At 55.3% G+C, this 15,903-nt stretch carries 14 protein-coding genes and 1 pseudogene; 8 read left to right on the plus strand and 7 right to left on the minus strand.

The window, feature by feature from the left end:
* Nucleotides 1–10: 10 nt before the first annotated feature.
* Nucleotides 11–1,714, minus strand: coding sequence for a M28 family peptidase (locus AB1644_00080; GenBank protein ID MEW6049458.1), 1,704 nt, complete (start codon nucleotides 1,712–1,714; stop codon nucleotides 11–13).
* A 156-nt stretch (nucleotides 1,715–1,870) separates the two neighbouring features.
* Here AB1644_00080 and AB1644_00085 point away from each other — a divergent pair, with 156 nt between their 5' ends.
* From AB1644_00085 to AB1644_00110, 6 genes and pseudogenes are all read left to right on the plus strand, one after another.
* On the plus strand, nucleotides 1,871–2,536 hold the full coding sequence (locus AB1644_00085) for a tetratricopeptide repeat protein (GenBank protein ID MEW6049459.1): 666 nt from the start codon (nucleotides 1,871–1,873) through the stop codon (nucleotides 2,534–2,536).
* Nucleotides 2,537–2,540: 4 nt separating this feature from the next.
* Nucleotides 2,541–3,605: an SO_0444 family Cu/Zn efflux transporter gene (locus AB1644_00090; GenBank protein ID MEW6049460.1), complete on the plus strand. Its 1,065-nt coding sequence runs from the start codon at nucleotides 2,541–2,543 to the stop codon at nucleotides 3,603–3,605.
* 60 nt (nucleotides 3,606–3,665) lie between these two features.
* A pseudogene (locus AB1644_00095) lies at nucleotides 3,666–3,845 on the plus strand (double zinc ribbon domain-containing protein).
* Between the two features lie 24 nt (nucleotides 3,846–3,869).
* Nucleotides 3,870–4,361: a ComF family protein gene (locus AB1644_00100; protein MEW6049461.1), complete on the plus strand. Its 492-nt coding sequence runs from the start codon at nucleotides 3,870–3,872 to the stop codon at nucleotides 4,359–4,361.
* A gap of 6 nt (nucleotides 4,362–4,367) precedes the next feature.
* Nucleotides 4,368–5,279 (plus strand): site-specific tyrosine recombinase, encoded by a 912-nt coding sequence (locus tag AB1644_00105; GenBank protein ID MEW6049462.1) that lies wholly within the window; start codon nucleotides 4,368–4,370, stop codon nucleotides 5,277–5,279.
* A 34-nt stretch (nucleotides 5,280–5,313) separates the two neighbouring features.
* The gene (locus AB1644_00110; GenBank protein MEW6049463.1) at nucleotides 5,314–6,210 is read left to right on the plus strand and encodes a diguanylate cyclase; all 897 of its coding nucleotides are present in this window, start codon (nucleotides 5,314–5,316) and stop codon (nucleotides 6,208–6,210) included.
* A gap of 98 nt (nucleotides 6,211–6,308) precedes the next feature.
* Here the strand turns inward: AB1644_00110 and AB1644_00115 are convergent, their stop codons facing one another.
* Nucleotides 6,309–8,288 carry an oligopeptide transporter, OPT family gene (locus AB1644_00115; protein MEW6049464.1) on the minus strand — a complete coding sequence of 660 codons (1,980 nt, stop codon included), beginning with the start codon at nucleotides 8,286–8,288 and terminating at the stop codon, nucleotides 6,309–6,311.
* 657 nt (nucleotides 8,289–8,945) lie between these two features.
* On the opposite strand from AB1644_00115, the gene AB1644_00120 reads away from it, so the two are divergent.
* Both AB1644_00120 and AB1644_00125 read left to right on the plus strand, forming a co-directional pair.
* Nucleotides 8,946–9,761 carry a FlgD immunoglobulin-like domain containing protein gene (locus AB1644_00120; protein MEW6049465.1) on the plus strand — a complete coding sequence of 272 codons (816 nt, stop codon included), beginning with the start codon at nucleotides 8,946–8,948 and terminating at the stop codon, nucleotides 9,759–9,761.
* Between the two features lie 471 nt (nucleotides 9,762–10,232).
* Nucleotides 10,233–10,718 (plus strand): hypothetical protein, encoded by a 486-nt coding sequence (locus AB1644_00125; protein MEW6049466.1) that lies wholly within the window; start codon nucleotides 10,233–10,235, stop codon nucleotides 10,716–10,718.
* 169 nt (nucleotides 10,719–10,887) lie between these two features.
* On the opposite strand, the gene AB1644_00130 is transcribed toward AB1644_00125, so the two are convergent.
* From AB1644_00130 to AB1644_00150, 5 genes are all read right to left on the minus strand, one after another.
* Nucleotides 10,888–13,164, minus strand: a complete 2,277-nt coding sequence (locus tag AB1644_00130) for a DEAD/DEAH box helicase (GenBank protein ID MEW6049467.1) — start codon at nucleotides 13,162–13,164, stop codon at nucleotides 10,888–10,890.
* A complete protein-coding gene (locus AB1644_00135) occupies nucleotides 13,165–13,698 on the minus strand; it encodes an archaemetzincin (GenBank protein ID MEW6049468.1) in 534 nt (177 codons plus the stop codon). It abuts the gene before it with no gap.
* A 29-nt stretch (nucleotides 13,699–13,727) separates the two neighbouring features.
* Nucleotides 13,728–13,925: a hypothetical protein gene (locus tag AB1644_00140; protein MEW6049469.1), complete on the minus strand. Its 198-nt coding sequence runs from the start codon at nucleotides 13,923–13,925 to the stop codon at nucleotides 13,728–13,730.
* A gap of 94 nt (nucleotides 13,926–14,019) precedes the next feature.
* The gene (gene deoC / locus AB1644_00145) at nucleotides 14,020–14,691 is read right to left on the minus strand and encodes a deoxyribose-phosphate aldolase (protein ID MEW6049470.1); all 672 of its coding nucleotides are present in this window, start codon (nucleotides 14,689–14,691) and stop codon (nucleotides 14,020–14,022) included.
* Nucleotides 14,684–15,886 (minus strand): phosphopentomutase, encoded by a 1,203-nt coding sequence (locus AB1644_00150; protein ID MEW6049471.1) that lies wholly within the window; start codon nucleotides 15,884–15,886, stop codon nucleotides 14,684–14,686. Before AB1644_00150 ends, deoC begins: the two co-directional genes overlap by 8 nt.
* Between the last annotated feature and the right edge of the window lie 17 nt (nucleotides 15,887–15,903).

Below are 15,903 nucleotides of genomic sequence, written 5' to 3' on the forward strand. Positions count from 1 at the left end.
GGTACAATGGCTACTTGAAGACCACCGTGACTTCCAGCGTGTCGGTGCCGCGCTCCAGGGAAATTACGGTGCTGTCTCCCTTCTTGAATTTCCCCAGCGCACTCATGTAGCCGTAGATATCCTCGATCGCGAAACTTCCCATCCGGAAAATGACATCGCCTTTGAGAATGCCGGCGCGCTCGGCCGGCTTATCGGGCGACACCCCGTCCACTTTGACTCCCTTTACCTCGGCCACATAGTCCGGCATAATGCCGAGGGTCACCGAGAACGAACTGCGCCGTTTGCCTTCGTCGGGGTCCTTGGTCTTCTGAAAGGTCAGCGAGGCAGTCTGGCCGTCGAAGTGCGTGACCACATCGGCAACCAGATTGGCCACCGTAGCCACGCCGTTCAGATCGATCTTCTCGACCACGTCCTCCGGCCGGTGATAGTCCTCATGAGCTCCGGTGAAGAAATGGAGCACCGGGATCCCCTGGTTATAGAACGCCGTATGATCCGATGGTCCTGTCCCAGGCTCGCGAAATGTCAGCTTTAGCGAGTCAACCTTCAAACTGTCAAAATAAGATTTGAACTCGGCAGCGGTGCCGGTGCCGAAAATGGCCAGTCCGCTCTCCTGGTCCCTGAGCCGTCCGATCATGTCCATGTTGGCCATCATGAGAATCCTCGACACATTGATCGTAGGGTGCTTCGCGAAATAACTCGATCCCAGTATCCCCTCCTCTTCACCGGAAAAAGCCATGAACAGGACGGAGTGGTGAAGCTGCTCCTTGCGGGATGCAAAGTAACGCGACAATTCCAAAAGCCCGGCGGAGCCCGAACCGTTGTCGTCGGCTCCATAGTGAATCTTCTTCTCGGTTCCTTGATAACGCGAGTTGATGCCGCCCCAGCCCAGGTGATCATAGTGCGCCCCGACGACAATTGTCGTGTCGCTCCGCCCGCGCACGAGACCCAACACGTTGTAGCCGGTGTCGCGCACACGGATTAACTCCGTTTCGCCTGAAACTGACCTGATATCGGGGGAATCGAGATTTAAGCCGAGCCGCTCCAGTGCTGCGCGCCTGATGAAGACTATCGGGATATCTTTCGCTGCCATATGAGTGGCACCTGTGGCCGGGAGGGTATCGTCCTTGTCGGATGGCGTCAAGAACAGTATTGCGGCTGCTTTCCGATTCACGGCACTGCTGATCTTGTCAGATAGGGAGCTGTACTTGTCAAAGTCGACGTGAGGATTGGATTCAGCCGAGGGTGCGAATCGCCTAACCAGTACCGCTTTCCCGGTTATGTCTTTGCCTGCATAATCATTGTACGTGCTGTCTTCAGTGACTATACCGTAATTTACATCGACTACCTGATCGAACGAGAACGGACCGTTAGCCGACTGGGGGAGAGGTTGAAATTCTTCACTGATCTTCAAATCCTGGCCGTTCAGCACCAGGCGGTTTTTCGGTCCGGGATCGATCCGCTTGATGAACTCGAACGCTTGCAGGAACGTGCCGTTGTCGCCGTTTGGCTGCAAACCGGCCGCGCCGAACACTCGCGTTATATATTGCGCCGCTTTCCATTCCCCCGGTTCGCCGGTCTCGCGCCCTTCGAGTGAATCTGACGCCAGAATAGCAATATGCCTGTGAATAGAATCGGTGGAAATTACATACTGATTTGCCGCAGTTGACAGGCACGGCACTAGATAAATGGCAAGTGCGAGAAGAAGCTTATGCATAACAGTCCAATTCCTTTCTGATACAAGGCTCGAATATACAAACCTACCTGGACCCTGTCAGCCGGAATTTGGTCAGGACCATGGTCGATTGGAGTTGCGCAACTCTTGTGATGGCATATATTTGTCGCAGCACGTTTGAACAAGGATATAACGAGTATGGGTTCGAAATTCTGTCCCAATTGCGGCAAGCCAGCACCACAGGCGGCCCGGTTTTGCCCTGAATGCGGTGCCACAGTGAGCGGAGGTAAGACCGGTTCGGGTGAAACACGCGGTGTGAAGTCGACCGGCATGAGGGACCTGATCATTATTGTCGCCGCCCTTGCCATAGTGGCGGTCGGTTATTTCGTATTCAAAGATCAGCCAGAGCCGCCTGCCAAGCCGGCGGAGATGCCACAGGCCCAGGCCGGCGGGGTCAGCAATCCGCATCAGGGGATGTCCATGGCCATGCTTGACAGTCTGCCGCAAGATTTCAACACGCTGGTCGGCATGGGGAATCAGTTCATGGATGAGGGGAACTATCCGATCGCCGCGGAGTGCTACAAACGGGCGCTTGCCATCGATTCCACCAAACCGGATGTGCGTGTGGACTACGGGGCGTGCCTTCATGGCATGGGGCTGGCGGAACGCGCCGTGGACGAATTCAGAAAGGCTCTCATCTACAAACCGGATCATGGCATCGCGCATTTCAACCTCGGCATAGTTTTTCGCGAACTGAATCAGAACGACTCCGCCAGGATTTATTGGAACAAGTACCTCAAGATCGACCCGAATGGCCAGGCAGCAGAGGCGGCACGCAAATTTCTGAAAGAGTTGGGCGGTTAGCGCGTTGGCACAATTCATCGCGATCTGGGCCGAATCCACCTGGTTCATGCTGGTTGATTCGGCTCTTCTGTTTCTGATCGGACTCATGCTGGCAGGGCTGCTCTGGCTCGTCCTCAACGAGAATAACATTGTCCGCTTGACACGCGGGTCACCGTTGGGAAGCGTCTTCAAAGCAGCCCTGGTTGGTCTGCCATTGCCTCTCTGTTCGTGCTCCGTCCTGCCGGTGGCGACACAACTTCGGAAATCCGGTGTCGGTAAAGCCGGGGTAACGGCATTTCTCATTTCCACCCCGGAGATAGGTATCGATTCTATCCTGCTCACATACTCACTTACCGATCCGCTCCTCACCGTGGCCCGCCCCGTGTCTGCGTTCGTGGCAGCGATGACAGCGGGGCTCCTCGAGGCGACCGTCGCTTCCGAACTCCCCCCGATCGAGTCGGATCAGATGGATGGCTGCCATGAAAGTTGCGATTGTAAACAAGGTGACGAACCAAAAACGAACTCACGAATGCCCGGTCGTCTGGTTTCAGGTATCCGCTACGCGTTCACTGACCTTTTGAGTGACCTGGCGCCTTATCTTGCTGTCGGGTTCGTGTTAGCCGGCCTGGTCGGTGCGGTGCTTGGCGGCAACCTGATTCCATCGACGCCCGGCGTTGTCGGCGGGTGGATGGGGTATCTATGGGCAATTGTCATCGGTTTGCCGCTGTATGTCTGTGCAACATCATCGACTCCTTTAGCGGCCGCCATGCTTGGAGCCGGTTTTGCTCCCGGCGCTATTCTGGTGTTTTTGCTGGTTGGCCCTGCCACCAACGTAGCATCACTTGTCGTGCTCAGGCGGGTGCTGGGCGGATGGTCCACCGCCCGTTACGTTTTTGCCGTCATACTCGCGGCGGTTCTGTGTGGACTGGCGACCGATGCGGCATATCGGCTTCTTGATCTTGCGCCTCAGTATGACGGTAGCGTGTCGCATCACTCAGAACACAGCGCGGTACAAGTGGTCGCGGCGCTCCTGCTTGCCGTCCTGATAATCTACTATACCGGCCGCAGGCTCCTGAAGCGTTGGACTTAGTTTTTTCTTGAGAGTCGGTGATTCCATTTTGTAATTACGCGTATGAGCGAGTTGGACAGCATGCGTTGGACCAAGCCCGGGGGTTGGTTGGATTTTTTCCTGCCGCCATTGTGCCTCGGTTGTGGGAAATACTCCGATGCCCCGGATTTCATCTGCGATCGGTGTCGGAGCCGAATTGACGCATTTGAGCATCCTATCTGTCTGACCTGCGGTCAAATGATCGATCGTGGTCACCGGTGCGACCTTTGCCGTGAGGACGCCTTCATGCTCTATGCCTTTGGCGACTATCGCGACCCGCTCAAAGAAATTATTATCCAGTTCAAATTCAGAGGAATAACAGCACCGGCGAAGACCCTGGCGGCAGCGATTGACGGGAAATTCGGCGACCGATTGCAGCCATTCGGGGATGCCCAGTTGGTGCCGATTCCTCTGTACCCGTCTCGGGAATACGCGCGCGGATATAATCAGGCGTATCTATTTGCCGAAGCACTTTCTGAACAACTGCGAATGCCGTGCCTCGGTGATATTCTCTATCGTGTGGCGCACCGACGTCCCCAGGCAAAACTCCATCACGATGCACGTACCCGAAATGTCAAAGGCGTGTTCGAGGTGGCGAGGGAAGCCGAAGGGCGGCAGCAGGTCATTCTTGTGGATGACGTCGTCACCACGGGAGCGACGGTGGCTGAGGCGCGTCGGGTTTTACTCGCAGCCGGATATCAAGTCCCGGCCGTGATCGCTATGGCGCACGGGTTGTAGGTCAATATGCTGGATACCGCCATCGACGAGTTCCTTCAGTACTTGCGTTTGGAGCGCGGGCTCTCGGCCAACAGCCTTCAGGCGTACCGACGTGACTTGATCGAATTCAGCCGTGCGTATCCATCGAAACGCCCCGCTCAGGTGTTACCCGCTGATGTCACCAGGTTTTTTGCAGGACTCAGCGCACGCGGACGAAAACCCGCGACAATGGCGCGAAAAATATCGAGCCTGAGGCAGTTCTTCGCTTTTCTACGTGAATCCGGCGTAACCAAGGAAGACCCAACCAGTTCGTATGGCGCACCAACCATATCCCGATACCACCCGGATTATCTTTCACCCGAAGAAATAGACAGGATCATCAAGAGCGTAGAGCCGACCGCAAAGCATGCCCGGCGAGACCGAGCGGTGATCGAAGTGTTGTACGGGTGCGGTCTCCGCTTGTCGGAACTAATCAATCTGAAGTGGTCCGATATCGAGTTTGAGGCCGGGTTCGTCAGGGTGCTCGGGAAAGGGAACAAGCAGCGTCTGGTGCCGATCGGTGAATATGCCCGACGGGCGCTGACGGACTATTCAGAGCGGACCCAGAACTTGACAGCATCGGTTCCCCACCGCTCGATCTTCCTCAATCGCTTCGGGCGCCCGTTCTCACGGGTTGGCCTGTGGAAGATCGTCAAAGGGATGGTCAGGAAGGCCGGCATCTCCAAGAGGGTTTCTCCCCATACTTTTCGGCATTCGTTTGCCACGCATCTCATTGAGGGCGGGGCGGATCTGCGAATGGTACAAGAAATGCTCGGCCATGCCGATATATCGACGACAGAGGTATATACCAAACTTGACCGTGACTACATTATCGCCGAGCATCGAAAGTACCACCCTCGCGAACTGGCCGGACATAAGCGACCTGCCCGCGCCACGTAGCCTGACCAGCCATTTTGCTATTAAGCAAAATGGTGTGAGCCTTGATTTTCATATCAGCCAATTCTATCGCCACCAGCCGGTTTCATTTCACTATTTTGAATCGTTTGAACAACTTCAGGTCATTTGTCGCCGTTTTTCCATCAGCGCCATCGTGATCGGAGGGCGAGGGGACTTTCTGAAAGAGATCGACCTCGTGCGAGGCATCAAGCAGAATGTTTTTCTCTCCATCGTCCCGATCATTCTGTTCCACCCGGATCCGCCGATGTCGACTGTCGTCGCAGCGTTCGAAAACGGCGCCGAGGAGTTTATTTACGGCGAATGGATCGACAGGCTGGTCGAAGTACGTCTCCGCAGGGTGATCGAACGAAACCGACGTGATATGGCGGTGAATCCCTCGACGATGCTGCCGGGGACGGCCATCATCGAACAGGAACTCACCCACCAGATGAGTCTCCGCAATACTTTCGCGGCCTGCTACGCCGACTTGGATAATTTCAAGGCTTTCAACGACTACTATGGCTATTACCGGGGCGATCGAGTCGTCAAGCTGACGGCCCGCATCATTAAAGACGTGGTATACGACCTCTGCCCGGAAGGATTCGTGGGGCATATCGCCGGCGATGATTTCATGTTCATTATTCCATCGGAGATGATCGATCCCGTCTGTTCGGGGATCATCCGATGCTTTGACACGCTTATCCCGTACCGGTATGAATTGGAAGACAGAGAGCGGGGCTTCATCACCACGGTCAACCGAAGGGGAACCGTAGAGAATTTCCCCATTCTGACCATTTCAATAGCGGTCATAATCAACGACAACGGGAAATTCACGCACGTGGGGGAACTGGCCAGGATGCTGGCCGACCTCAAAAAGGCCACCAAGCAGAAGCCCGGCTCAAATTACATGATCGAGCGACGCGCCAAGTACTGAGCTCTCACTTTCTCGCACAACAACCAATCATGCATGGCAGGTCGGTCGCCGGGTCTGCTAACCGATGGCCGACCGTGAAAGGGTGTGCGACAAAAGACCTAATTTCTCTTGTCTTCTCTGATCGCCGCGCGATAGAGGGCCAACGCAAGCATCACGAACAAGACAATGGAAAGCGAGGGGCCGAAGCCGCCCGACAATGTGGTAAGTCCGTCATGCGCCTTGTCGTAGTCTGAAAACCAATTCCAAAATCCTACCAGCATCGCAACGCAAAGCCCCGTCAAAGCATCCCCGGCCACGAGACCCGACGCAAGAAGCGTCCCCCTCATGTTGCGAGCATCAGCGGTGGCCTTGTCCGTTCCCTTTGAAGCCAGCCACGCAATGGTACCGCCTACCATAATGGGTGTAGACAGGCTTAAGGGCAGGTACAGCCCAATAGCAAACGGTAAGGCGCCGATCCCAAGCAGTTCGACTGACAGGGCCAGCATCGCGCCGACAATGATCGGTGCCCAGGGAAGATTGCCGTTCATAATGCCGCTTACTACCGTGGCCATCACGTTGGCCTGAGGTGCCATCAGCGGCGTGCGAGTGGTCTCACCTGCAACGAAGCCATAGGTATCCCTCAGGTAGAACAGTATGAATCCTATCACAATTGCTGGTGCGGCGATACCGAGCAGGGTGGTAAGTTGCATTCTGATAGGCGTACCGCCCAGGAGAAAACCGGTCTTCAGATCTTGAGAGATGTCCCCTGACATACTGACGGCAACGGCGACAATCGTTCCCACCATCATCGCCGCGATCATGCCTTTGGGGCCGGAAAAACCCAACCCGACAAGTACCAGGCATGTGACAATCAACGTGGAAATTGTCATGCCTGAGACAGGCATGGAGGAGGAACCAACCAATCCTACAATGCGAGCACCAACTACCACGAAGAAGAACCCAAAAATCACCGCAAGAATCACCCCGATCAGAGGTAGTCCAGTGCCCGGCAGAAGCGCGATCATTACAATGACAGCAATGACCCCAAGAAGCACCCACTTCATTGGGAGATCGTGGGCGGTGCGGAGCGCGGTGTTCGAACCATCCGATCGTGCGATCAACTGCTTGAAGCCCTCGCGAAACGACGAGATAATGATAGGCAACGACTTCATGAGGGAGATGAAACCACCGAGAGTCACAGCTCCAACTCCCAGATACTTGATATAGAAATTGCGCAATTGCCCTGGGTCCATCTGCGAGAGCGGAATCGTACCGGGTGACACGATCATGTCTGGCGCTTGGTTGCCGATAAAGGCCAGCAACGGACCGATTGCCAGATAGCCAAGGACTGCTCCTGAAAGCATCATGGCCGATATCTGCGGGCCTATAATATAGCCGACTGCGAGGAGGGCAGGCGTGGCATCGATCCCCAGTACACCGCCTCTGAAAATTCCCTTCAAGTTAGTTTCTACGACCTCCGGCCACCCCTTAACCAGGTTCATCAGTATCTTATAACCTGCGCCAACGCCGATTCCGGCGAACACCATCTTGGCGCGACTGCCTCCTTCATCTCCAGCCTTGATTATTTCAGCACAGGCGGTTCCCTCGGGGTACTTCAGTTTTCCGTGCTCCTTATCAACCAAGAACCGCCTCAGTGGGATCATAAGTAACACGCCGAGACTACCGCCCAACACTGCCAAGGCAAGTATTTGCCACCATTTAATAGCAAACGAATATCCCTGAGCGGCTAATTGCGTACTGGCCGACCAGATGAAAAATGCCGGCACCGTAAAAATGACCCCCGCTGCAAGAGACTCACCGGCCGAGCCCATCCCCTGCACGATGTTGTTTTCCAGCACCGTCGGCTTATTCTTAAATGCCCGTAGAACTGCCATCGAAATGACGGCCGCCGGAATCGAGGCCGATACCGTCATACCCACCTTGAGGCCGAGGTAGGCGTTGGCCAGTCCGAAGATCAAGGCCACTGCAATGCCAAGAACAAGGGCCCGAGTGGTGACTTCGGCAGGCGATTCGGTGTGAGGAATAAACGGTTTGTAAGTCTCCGGAGCCTTAGAGTCGGCGCTTCCTGTCGGTCTCACGCGACCTCCCTGAGAGCTAAATTTTCGTGTGTCAATTACCTCCAGATAAAGCAGAACTGTTGTCGTGTCAAGCATTTAGTCGGTCGCGTCTGTATGATCGTCTGGTAGGTCCACCTGGTCCATTACCTCGCCGGCGAAGGCAGGCAATAATGGCAAGCTCGGAGGAAGCTGCCTGTTCTGTGTGTCAGCTTCTTGTAAGGCCGGTGTTGCGCCGGCATGAGCCGCAGAATCTGCGTCATACCAAGGCTCAAATATCGGGCGATGGACCTGAAGCTGATGATGACATCTTGTCAACAACAGGAACAATTTCGCAACCGTATTGTATAGGTATTGGACGATGCGAAATCGCGAGGAGGACAGGTTGACCGTCCTAAGTCCAGAATCTGCTCACCGGCCGGCCGATCCGATCGGCGGAATCTCGGCAAAGACCTGTACAAAAACACTTGACAGCGACTCTGTCAGTCGTTAGACTACCTTTGGACACGGGGTAATCTGATTTTCCTCACGATTGCGCACATTAGAGTAACCGCTAAGCAGTAGCAATTCGTATTGCGGATAGAAAGCGGCTGCGTCGTGCAATGGACTGTACGGGCCGGCGACAGCCACAACGTTAACCACATGCTAACCCTGAGGGGGTGAGCCTTGTTGAGACGTATTATGACGTTCGCAGTCATCTCAGCCATCCTGGCTCTGCCGGCAATGCTGTTTGCCGCGAGCGACCAGGCATTGGTGGCCGGTAAGCCGCTTGTCAACGCGGACAGGACGATCACCGTCCCGTTATCGATCACTAATCAGGACAACCTGATGGCAATCGACATCCCGCTGAAGTTTTCGGACGGGGTGACCCTCAAGGAGGTTAACTTCGAGAACACCCGGGTCTCCTATTTTGACCTGAAGGTGGCCAAAATCGACAACGCCAATAAGAACGTTGTCATTGGTCTGGTCTCGCAGTTGACTCCGACTCGGAAGCCGGAGCTCTCAGCCGGCACCGGGCCTGTCGCTAATCTGGTCTTCGAGGTGAAGGATCCTTCAGTGAGCGAGCTCTCGCTCGAGACCGTCAAGCTGGTGAATCCACATCATTCGCTCCTGTTTATCTATCACACCTGGGATCAGAACGGAAGAATCGGCCAGCAGCGTGTCGAGCCGACCTTCGACAAGGTCGCGTACGCGCTGACGGCGGGTTCTGGTCTGCCGCAGAATTTCGATCTGAAGCAGAACTATCCGAATCCATTCAACCCGTCCACCGAGATCTCATTCGATCTGCCGGTGGCCTCGAAGGTTGAACTAACGGTGTACAACGTCCTTGGCCAGCAGGTCAGGACATTAGTGAATGAGGAGATGACGGCCGGTTCTCACGTAGCCACGTGGGACGGCAGAGCCACTGATGGCAACCAGGTTGCCAGCGGCGTCTACTTCTATCGCATTTCGGCCGAGAGGTTTGAGATGACGAAGAAGATGCTGCTTTTGAAGTAAGCATGGTCGTAGGCTGACTACGATTGCTCACGCGTTCGATAAAGTTCGAGCCCTCGCTGCTGGTCACAGCGAGGGCTTTTCTCTGCGCAGATTCTAACGACCACACAAGCCGATTATCGCACAGTCTGCGACTAATCGCCTTCCCGACACGGGGGACGCCACAGCATCTTATTGATAATCAATTGGTTATGCCTTATTGAATGCCCCGGCACGCTTCTTGATATACTGTGCTTCAAACCGAGGTAGTGGGATCAGTAGTCCCATACGGGGCTGGGAGATTCCCCAGCGGACCTCGTGCGGATGGTCTTTCTTGGCGGTTATACCGTTCGCATCGAGAATCGGTTTTTGAGGAGAGCTGGGTCCTGACGTGAGTCGGGACCTTTTTTTTTCTGGGGGATGCGGGCGAGTTTACGCTTGCTCAGCCAATGTGCTCGGCCTACATTTTCGATGAAACCCATAAGGAGGCTGATCATGAAACGAATCGCAACCTGCGCAGTGGTGCTGTGTTTTGTGGCCGCGCTTGCCGTCGCTCAGGAAGCAGCGGAAAAACCGTGGTTTGATCTGCAAAACTGCGTGTTCTGCAAGGAAGTTGCAGCCCAACCAGGTCTGCTGGAACACATGAACACTGAATACCACAATATCTCCAGCGGCTTTCTGTCAATAAGCAAAGTCGATGACGAGTATCTGCCGGCGTATGAGAAGATGAAGGCGGGTATGAAGAAGGTTATCACGGACATGCAGACCACAGGCAAGATTCCATATATGTGTCAGCATTGCAGCAAGTACGGCGAGTTCGCGATGGCCGGCGTGAAGATGGAAGAAGTGGAGACGGGGTACGGCATTATTCACATGGCCATGTCATCCGATTCTACGGTGGTGACGAAACTTCAGGAGTTCGCCAAGCGGACCGACACTGAGTCCAAAAAGTACAAGAAGGAGATGGCGGGGAAGAAGTAACGGCATTCACCGTTACTCGTCGGAATAGATGTGAGGCCGCACAGGAAGGTGCGGCCTTTCTTTTGAGATCAAGGCAATGGTTCTCGGCCTTCGACTCCGCTCACCCCGACGATGATGGGGGCCGCATCACAACCGCCATCGCACTGGCGCTACGTTGCCGCGTCACGTCTCACCCCATCACCGCCAGCATATACTCCAGCAGCTTGACCACACCGTCACGGCCGTGTTCGCCGACCTCCATGGGCGGGCCGACACAAGTGGGACAGCCCGACGAACAACCGCATTTCTTGGCATGTTCGCGACACGCCTCAAACAGGCGTTCAGCTTCGCCGAACAGCTTCTCGGATAAACCCACCCCACCAGGGATGTTCTCATACACATAGACCGTGGGCCGCTCAGTAAACGGCGCGCGCACTTGTGAAATGGACCGAAGGTCCCTTGCGTCACACATCACCCAAAGCGGCGCAATCTTGCCGAGGATATTGGCCAGTCCGCGCAGCGCTCCGCCGAAGGTGTCACCGCTCAATCCCAGCTTAACGGCAACATCACCGGGAAACGCATACCAGAACGCATTCGTGTGCATTTCGAGTTCAGGGAGATTCAAAATGCCCGAGCCGACATTCTCATGTGTCTCGAACTTGATCTTCTTGAAGAGCACGGTCACGTTGGAGACTGAGACCTCACCCGATTGCATGCGAGCATCATCGAGCAACACGGATTCCTGGTTTGTCGCCAGCACTTTGAGATCGCTCTTTGTTTCGGCATCGGTGTAGTAATCGACCTCAGTCTCTTTCACATATGCCTTTTTCCCGTCCCAGTCCAATCGGGTGACCTGGTACTGGTTGGCGGAGTGAAGATAGATCGCCTCCGGATGCAGGAAGATCGGCGCCGAGAAATAGTCTACCTCGCCGATCACCTCGGCGTTATTCGATTCATTAAGGATGACGAAATTGTCCGGCGACGCGGAGCGAAGCGAGACCTGTTGCGCAGGATAGATCTCCGATGACCAGTGATACCGGTCGGATGCCTTGCGAACAATATTCTGGTGCGATAGATAATCCAGGATTTGCCCGGTCGAATTGTCGGCGGCAAGCTCTTCCTGCCCGAACGGGAGCTCGAACGTAGCGCATTTGAGGTGGTTGGTGCGGATGATCAGATTGTCCGGATCCACAATGCCGGACTCAGGTGTTCGTTCGAAAATGTATTTCGGCTCCGTGCACAGGAATTGGTTGATAGCAGTCGAATTGGCGACCATCACGGTGATCGATGTCCCTGCGCGTCGCCCGGCTCGCCCAGCCTGCTGCCAGAGCGACGCTATGGAGCCGGGATAACCAACGATTATTGAGACATCAAGATGGCCGATATCGACCCCCAGTTCCAGTGCGTTGGTGGATACCACGCCGGTAATGGACCCGCTTCGAAGACCCGCTTCGATCTGACGTCTCTCATTGGGCAGGTAGCCGCCGCGATAACCGGAAACAGTGATCCCTTTGCCAAAGTCCCCTTTTAACTCGCGCTGCAGATAGGTGAGAAGGACTTCAACATATAGGCGGAAATGAGCGAACACGATGGTTTGTATGCGATGACGGAGAAACGTGGCCGCCAGGCGGGCCGCCTCGTTCACCGCCGACTTGCGAATGCCCAGTTGCTTGTTTATGAGGGGCGGGTTGTAGATGAGAAAGTGCTTCTCACCCGAGGGAGCGCCGTTGTTGTCGATCAACTCGGGTCTGCGACCGATGATCTTCTCGGCCAATTCATCCGGATTGGCAATGGTGGCGGAACAACAAATGAACAGCGGATCTGAACCATAGAAACTGCAAATGCGTCTCAAGCGCTTGATCACGTTGGCCAGGTGTGAGCCGAAGATCCCGCGGTACTGGTGGATCTCATCAATGACCACATATCGCAGGTTCTCGAACAGCTTGATCCACTTGGTGTGATGGGGCAGGATACCCGCGTGCAGCATGTCAGGATTTGTCACCACGATATGTCCGGCGGACCGGATCAACCGTCGCGCGGTCTGCGGCGTGTCACCATCGAAGGTATATGTCTTGATGTCCACATCCAGTTTCTGGATGAACTCATACAGTTCACTCAGCTGGTCCTGCGCCAGTGCTTTGGTAGGGAAGAGGTATAATGCCCGGGAATCAGGCTGACGGAGTATTTCATTCAACACCGGCAGGTTGTAGCAGAGCGTCTTTCCGGAGGCGGTGGGAGTGACGACAACAACATCACTTTCCTTCATGACCGCGTTGATCGCACTGGCCTGATGGGAAAACAGACGTTCGATCCCTCGCGCGCTCAGCGCGTCTGTCAGTCGGCGATCGAGTCCATCGGGAAAGTCGGCGAATTTCGCCTCGCGTGCAGGATAGGTTTTCCAATGCGTGATGTTCTTGCCGACAACCGGGTCGGTTCTCAGAAAGTCGAGGATCTGGTCAAGGGTCATTTATGTCACGCTGGTGAGCTGGCGGCGACAGATATCGCAGAATCGTTCGGTTTTGTTGTCGATATCCAGCATCACCTGGCTATAATAATTAACACATCTGGGATTGCGGCACTCGGTGAGGTCAAAGAGATGTGCCAGGCGGTGTACCGCCTCTTTGAACAACCGTGGATACACCTTGCTTTCGTCCTCCGGAAGCCCATAGAATTCCTGCCTGATGCGGTACAGCGACACCACGGCGGTCCCGGACAGCCGGTCCACACAGGCCATTACAAACGACTCGTCCGGGAGATACAGGTCTTCTTCGCAGACGCCAATCACTTTTTCACGGCTGTTGGCTTTTGTCCGTTCGAGTTTCGCCAAAATGACCTGGGCATAGTATTGGCCGCGGACGGCATTGTACGCCTCCGAGGGCATTTTCATCCCTTTGAGAATATCGACCGAGCGGTTGAACACCGGCCCCACGTTGGAGGCCAGCTTGTTGACTGCCATGAAGTCAACATCACCCATCGGTACAACGACGATCTTCGATTTCACCAGTGTCATCTCCATTCACCGGCCTGATCTCAGTCGGCCGAGAAGAAGCGGGTATCTGAACCGGTCGGCGTGACCCGAACTTCGGCTTTCCTGGCACACTTTGGGCACCAGCCCACAAACGCCGTTCCGGCCGCGTTCAAGTATATCCGGGAATAGACTCCGCAGCAGCGAAAGTGCATGCCGACAAACGGCTTCCCGGAGCCGCCCTGTTTCTCCGGTTTATCCACATGTCAAATATACAGGGAGCTGAACCAAAAGCAAAGGGGGAGAAGCCACCGCCGGGAAGTCCGTCTGATTCCAAAGGAGACTGTCTATTCCCTGCTAATACAGGGTCGCGAACTCTTTCATGATTGCCACTGATGCCGATGATCCCAGCCGAGTCGCGCCGGCTGAGAGCAGGCGTTGGCAGTCTTCGAGAGTGCGAATCCCCCCGGAGGCCTTGACCTCAATCTGCCCTTCGGCTGCCCGAAACAGGGTCCTGACTTGTTCGACTGTGGCGCCGCCAAAGAAACCGGTGCAGGTCTTGACGAATTGCGCCCCACCGTTTATCACACACTTGGTAGCTTCGACCTGTTGCTGTTCGGTCAGTCTGCCCGCCTCAATGATCACTTTGAGGATTACTTCTGGTGGCAGATTTCGCCGAACCTTGCGAATTTCGGCTTCCACATCGGAGAATTGGCCTGCGCACAGCCTGCCAATATTAGCCACCATATCGATCTCATGGGCGCCGTCGCTGACTCCCTCGACCGCTTCCACTATTTTGACATCCGTCCTATTGGCACCGAGGGGAAAACCAGCCACGGTAAGGACCTTGACCGAGGTCTTCTTGAGAAGTTCGACTGCAAGCGCGGTCCACGCCGGATTGACAGCCACTGAATAGAATAGATACTCCCTGGCTTCGCAGCACAGCCGCCGGATGGCCGCCTCGTCCACTTCCGGTTGCAGCGCCGCGTGGTCAATCTTTAGGTTCAGGTCCATGAGTTCCTTATCCATTCTGTTCTCCCTTGCTTCCGGTCAACTGGCTCAGAAACGAGGTCCCGTCGAGAACTTCCGGGAGGTCGAAAATATCGGCAATGGTGGATCCAAGATCAGCAAAGGCGGAACGAGTGCCGAGGTCTGCACCCTGTCGCGTCGTTTTGCCGTAAGCAAGAAGAGGCACGAACTCTCTCGTGTGGTCGGTCGAACTCTTGATCGTCGGGTCACAGCCGTGGTCGGCCGTCAGCACCAGCAGATCGTCATTGTGCAGCACCGCAAGAAGTTCTCCAAGTTGGAGGTCGAACGCTACAAGCGCACGACCAAAACTGACCTCGTCGTTGCGATGTCCCCAGAGCTGGTCGAAATCTACGAGATTCGCGAAGATCAGTTGATGTTCCCTGTCCTCTTTCACTGCTCGCGTGATCTCGCTCATCACCTCGTTGTTGTTGCTGGTCTTGATAACGGTATTGATGCCGCGCCCGGCAAACAGGTCATATATCTTGCCAATAGAAAGTACTTTGTGGCCCTCGTTTGTCAAAAGATCCAGGAGGGTGTCGCGGGGTGGTGTCCGGGAAAAATCTTTTCGTCCAGCTGTGCGGACATAACTGCCCGGTTTGCCTGCAAACGGTCTGGCAATCACTCGCCCCACCTCGAACGGCCCGGTCAGCAGGTCTCTGGCGATGCGGCAGATCTCGTAAAGTCGCGGCAACGGGATTGTCTCTTCGTGGGCAGCGAGTTGGAACACCGAATCCGCCGACGTGTAGAGGATGATGGCCCCGGACAGTTGATGTTCTTCACCAAGTTGCTCGATGATCTCGGTACCGCTGGCGGCACAATTGCCAATGGTCATTACTCCGGCTCGCCGCTCGAACTCGGCAACAATGTCATGAGGGAAACCTTGCGGGAATAATGGAAACGGCTCCTTGAGGATGACCCCTGCCATCTCCCAATGACCAGTAGTGGAATCCTTGCCGGGAGATTGCTCCGCCATCCTCCCGTAACTGGCTAGCGGCGAGTCAGCGTGCGGCACACCCTTGATCTGGGTGATATTCCCCAGTCCCATACGTTGACAATGTGGCATCTGCAGTCCGCCAACGGCGTTTGCCACATGAGGGATCGTTGCCGCTCCCTGGTCGCCAAAGAGGTGAGCGTCGGGGAGCGCTCCGATACCGCAGGCATCAAGGACTATAAGGACTACCCGAGCGATCGGCATCACAGGATCCAGCGTTA

The organism is Candidatus Zixiibacteriota bacterium, assembly GCA_040753875.1.
Classification (GTDB): Bacteria; Zixibacteria; MSB-5A5; order GN15; family FEB-12; genus DATKJY01.

What these genes read in the sequence shown, in the direction of transcription:
- AB1644_00080 (MEW6049458.1), bottom strand. Translation starts at nt 1,714, where the DNA reads ATGCATAAGCTTCTTCTCGCACTTGCCATTTATCTAGTGCCGTGCCTG.
- AB1644_00085 (MEW6049459.1), top strand. Translation starts at nt 1,871, where the DNA reads ATGGGTTCGAAATTCTGTCCCAATTGCGGCAAGCCAGCACCACAGGCG.
- AB1644_00100 (MEW6049461.1), top strand. Translation starts at nt 3,870, where the DNA reads ATGCTCTATGCCTTTGGCGACTATCGCGACCCGCTCAAAGAAATTATT.
- AB1644_00105 (MEW6049462.1), top strand. Translation starts at nt 4,368, where the DNA reads ATGCTGGATACCGCCATCGACGAGTTCCTTCAGTACTTGCGTTTGGAG.
- AB1644_00120 (MEW6049465.1), top strand. Translation starts at nt 8,946, where the DNA reads ATGACGTTCGCAGTCATCTCAGCCATCCTGGCTCTGCCGGCAATGCTG.
- AB1644_00125 (MEW6049466.1), top strand. Translation starts at nt 10,233, where the DNA reads ATGAAACGAATCGCAACCTGCGCAGTGGTGCTGTGTTTTGTGGCCGCG.
- AB1644_00130 (MEW6049467.1), bottom strand. Translation starts at nt 13,164, where the DNA reads ATGACCCTTGACCAGATCCTCGACTTTCTGAGAACCGACCCGGTTGTC.
- deoC (MEW6049470.1), bottom strand. Translation starts at nt 14,691, where the DNA reads ATGGATAAGGAACTCATGGACCTGAACCTAAAGATTGACCACGCGGCG.
- AB1644_00150 (MEW6049471.1), bottom strand. Translation starts at nt 15,886, where the DNA reads ATGCCGATCGCTCGGGTAGTCCTTATAGTCCTTGATGCCTGCGGTATC.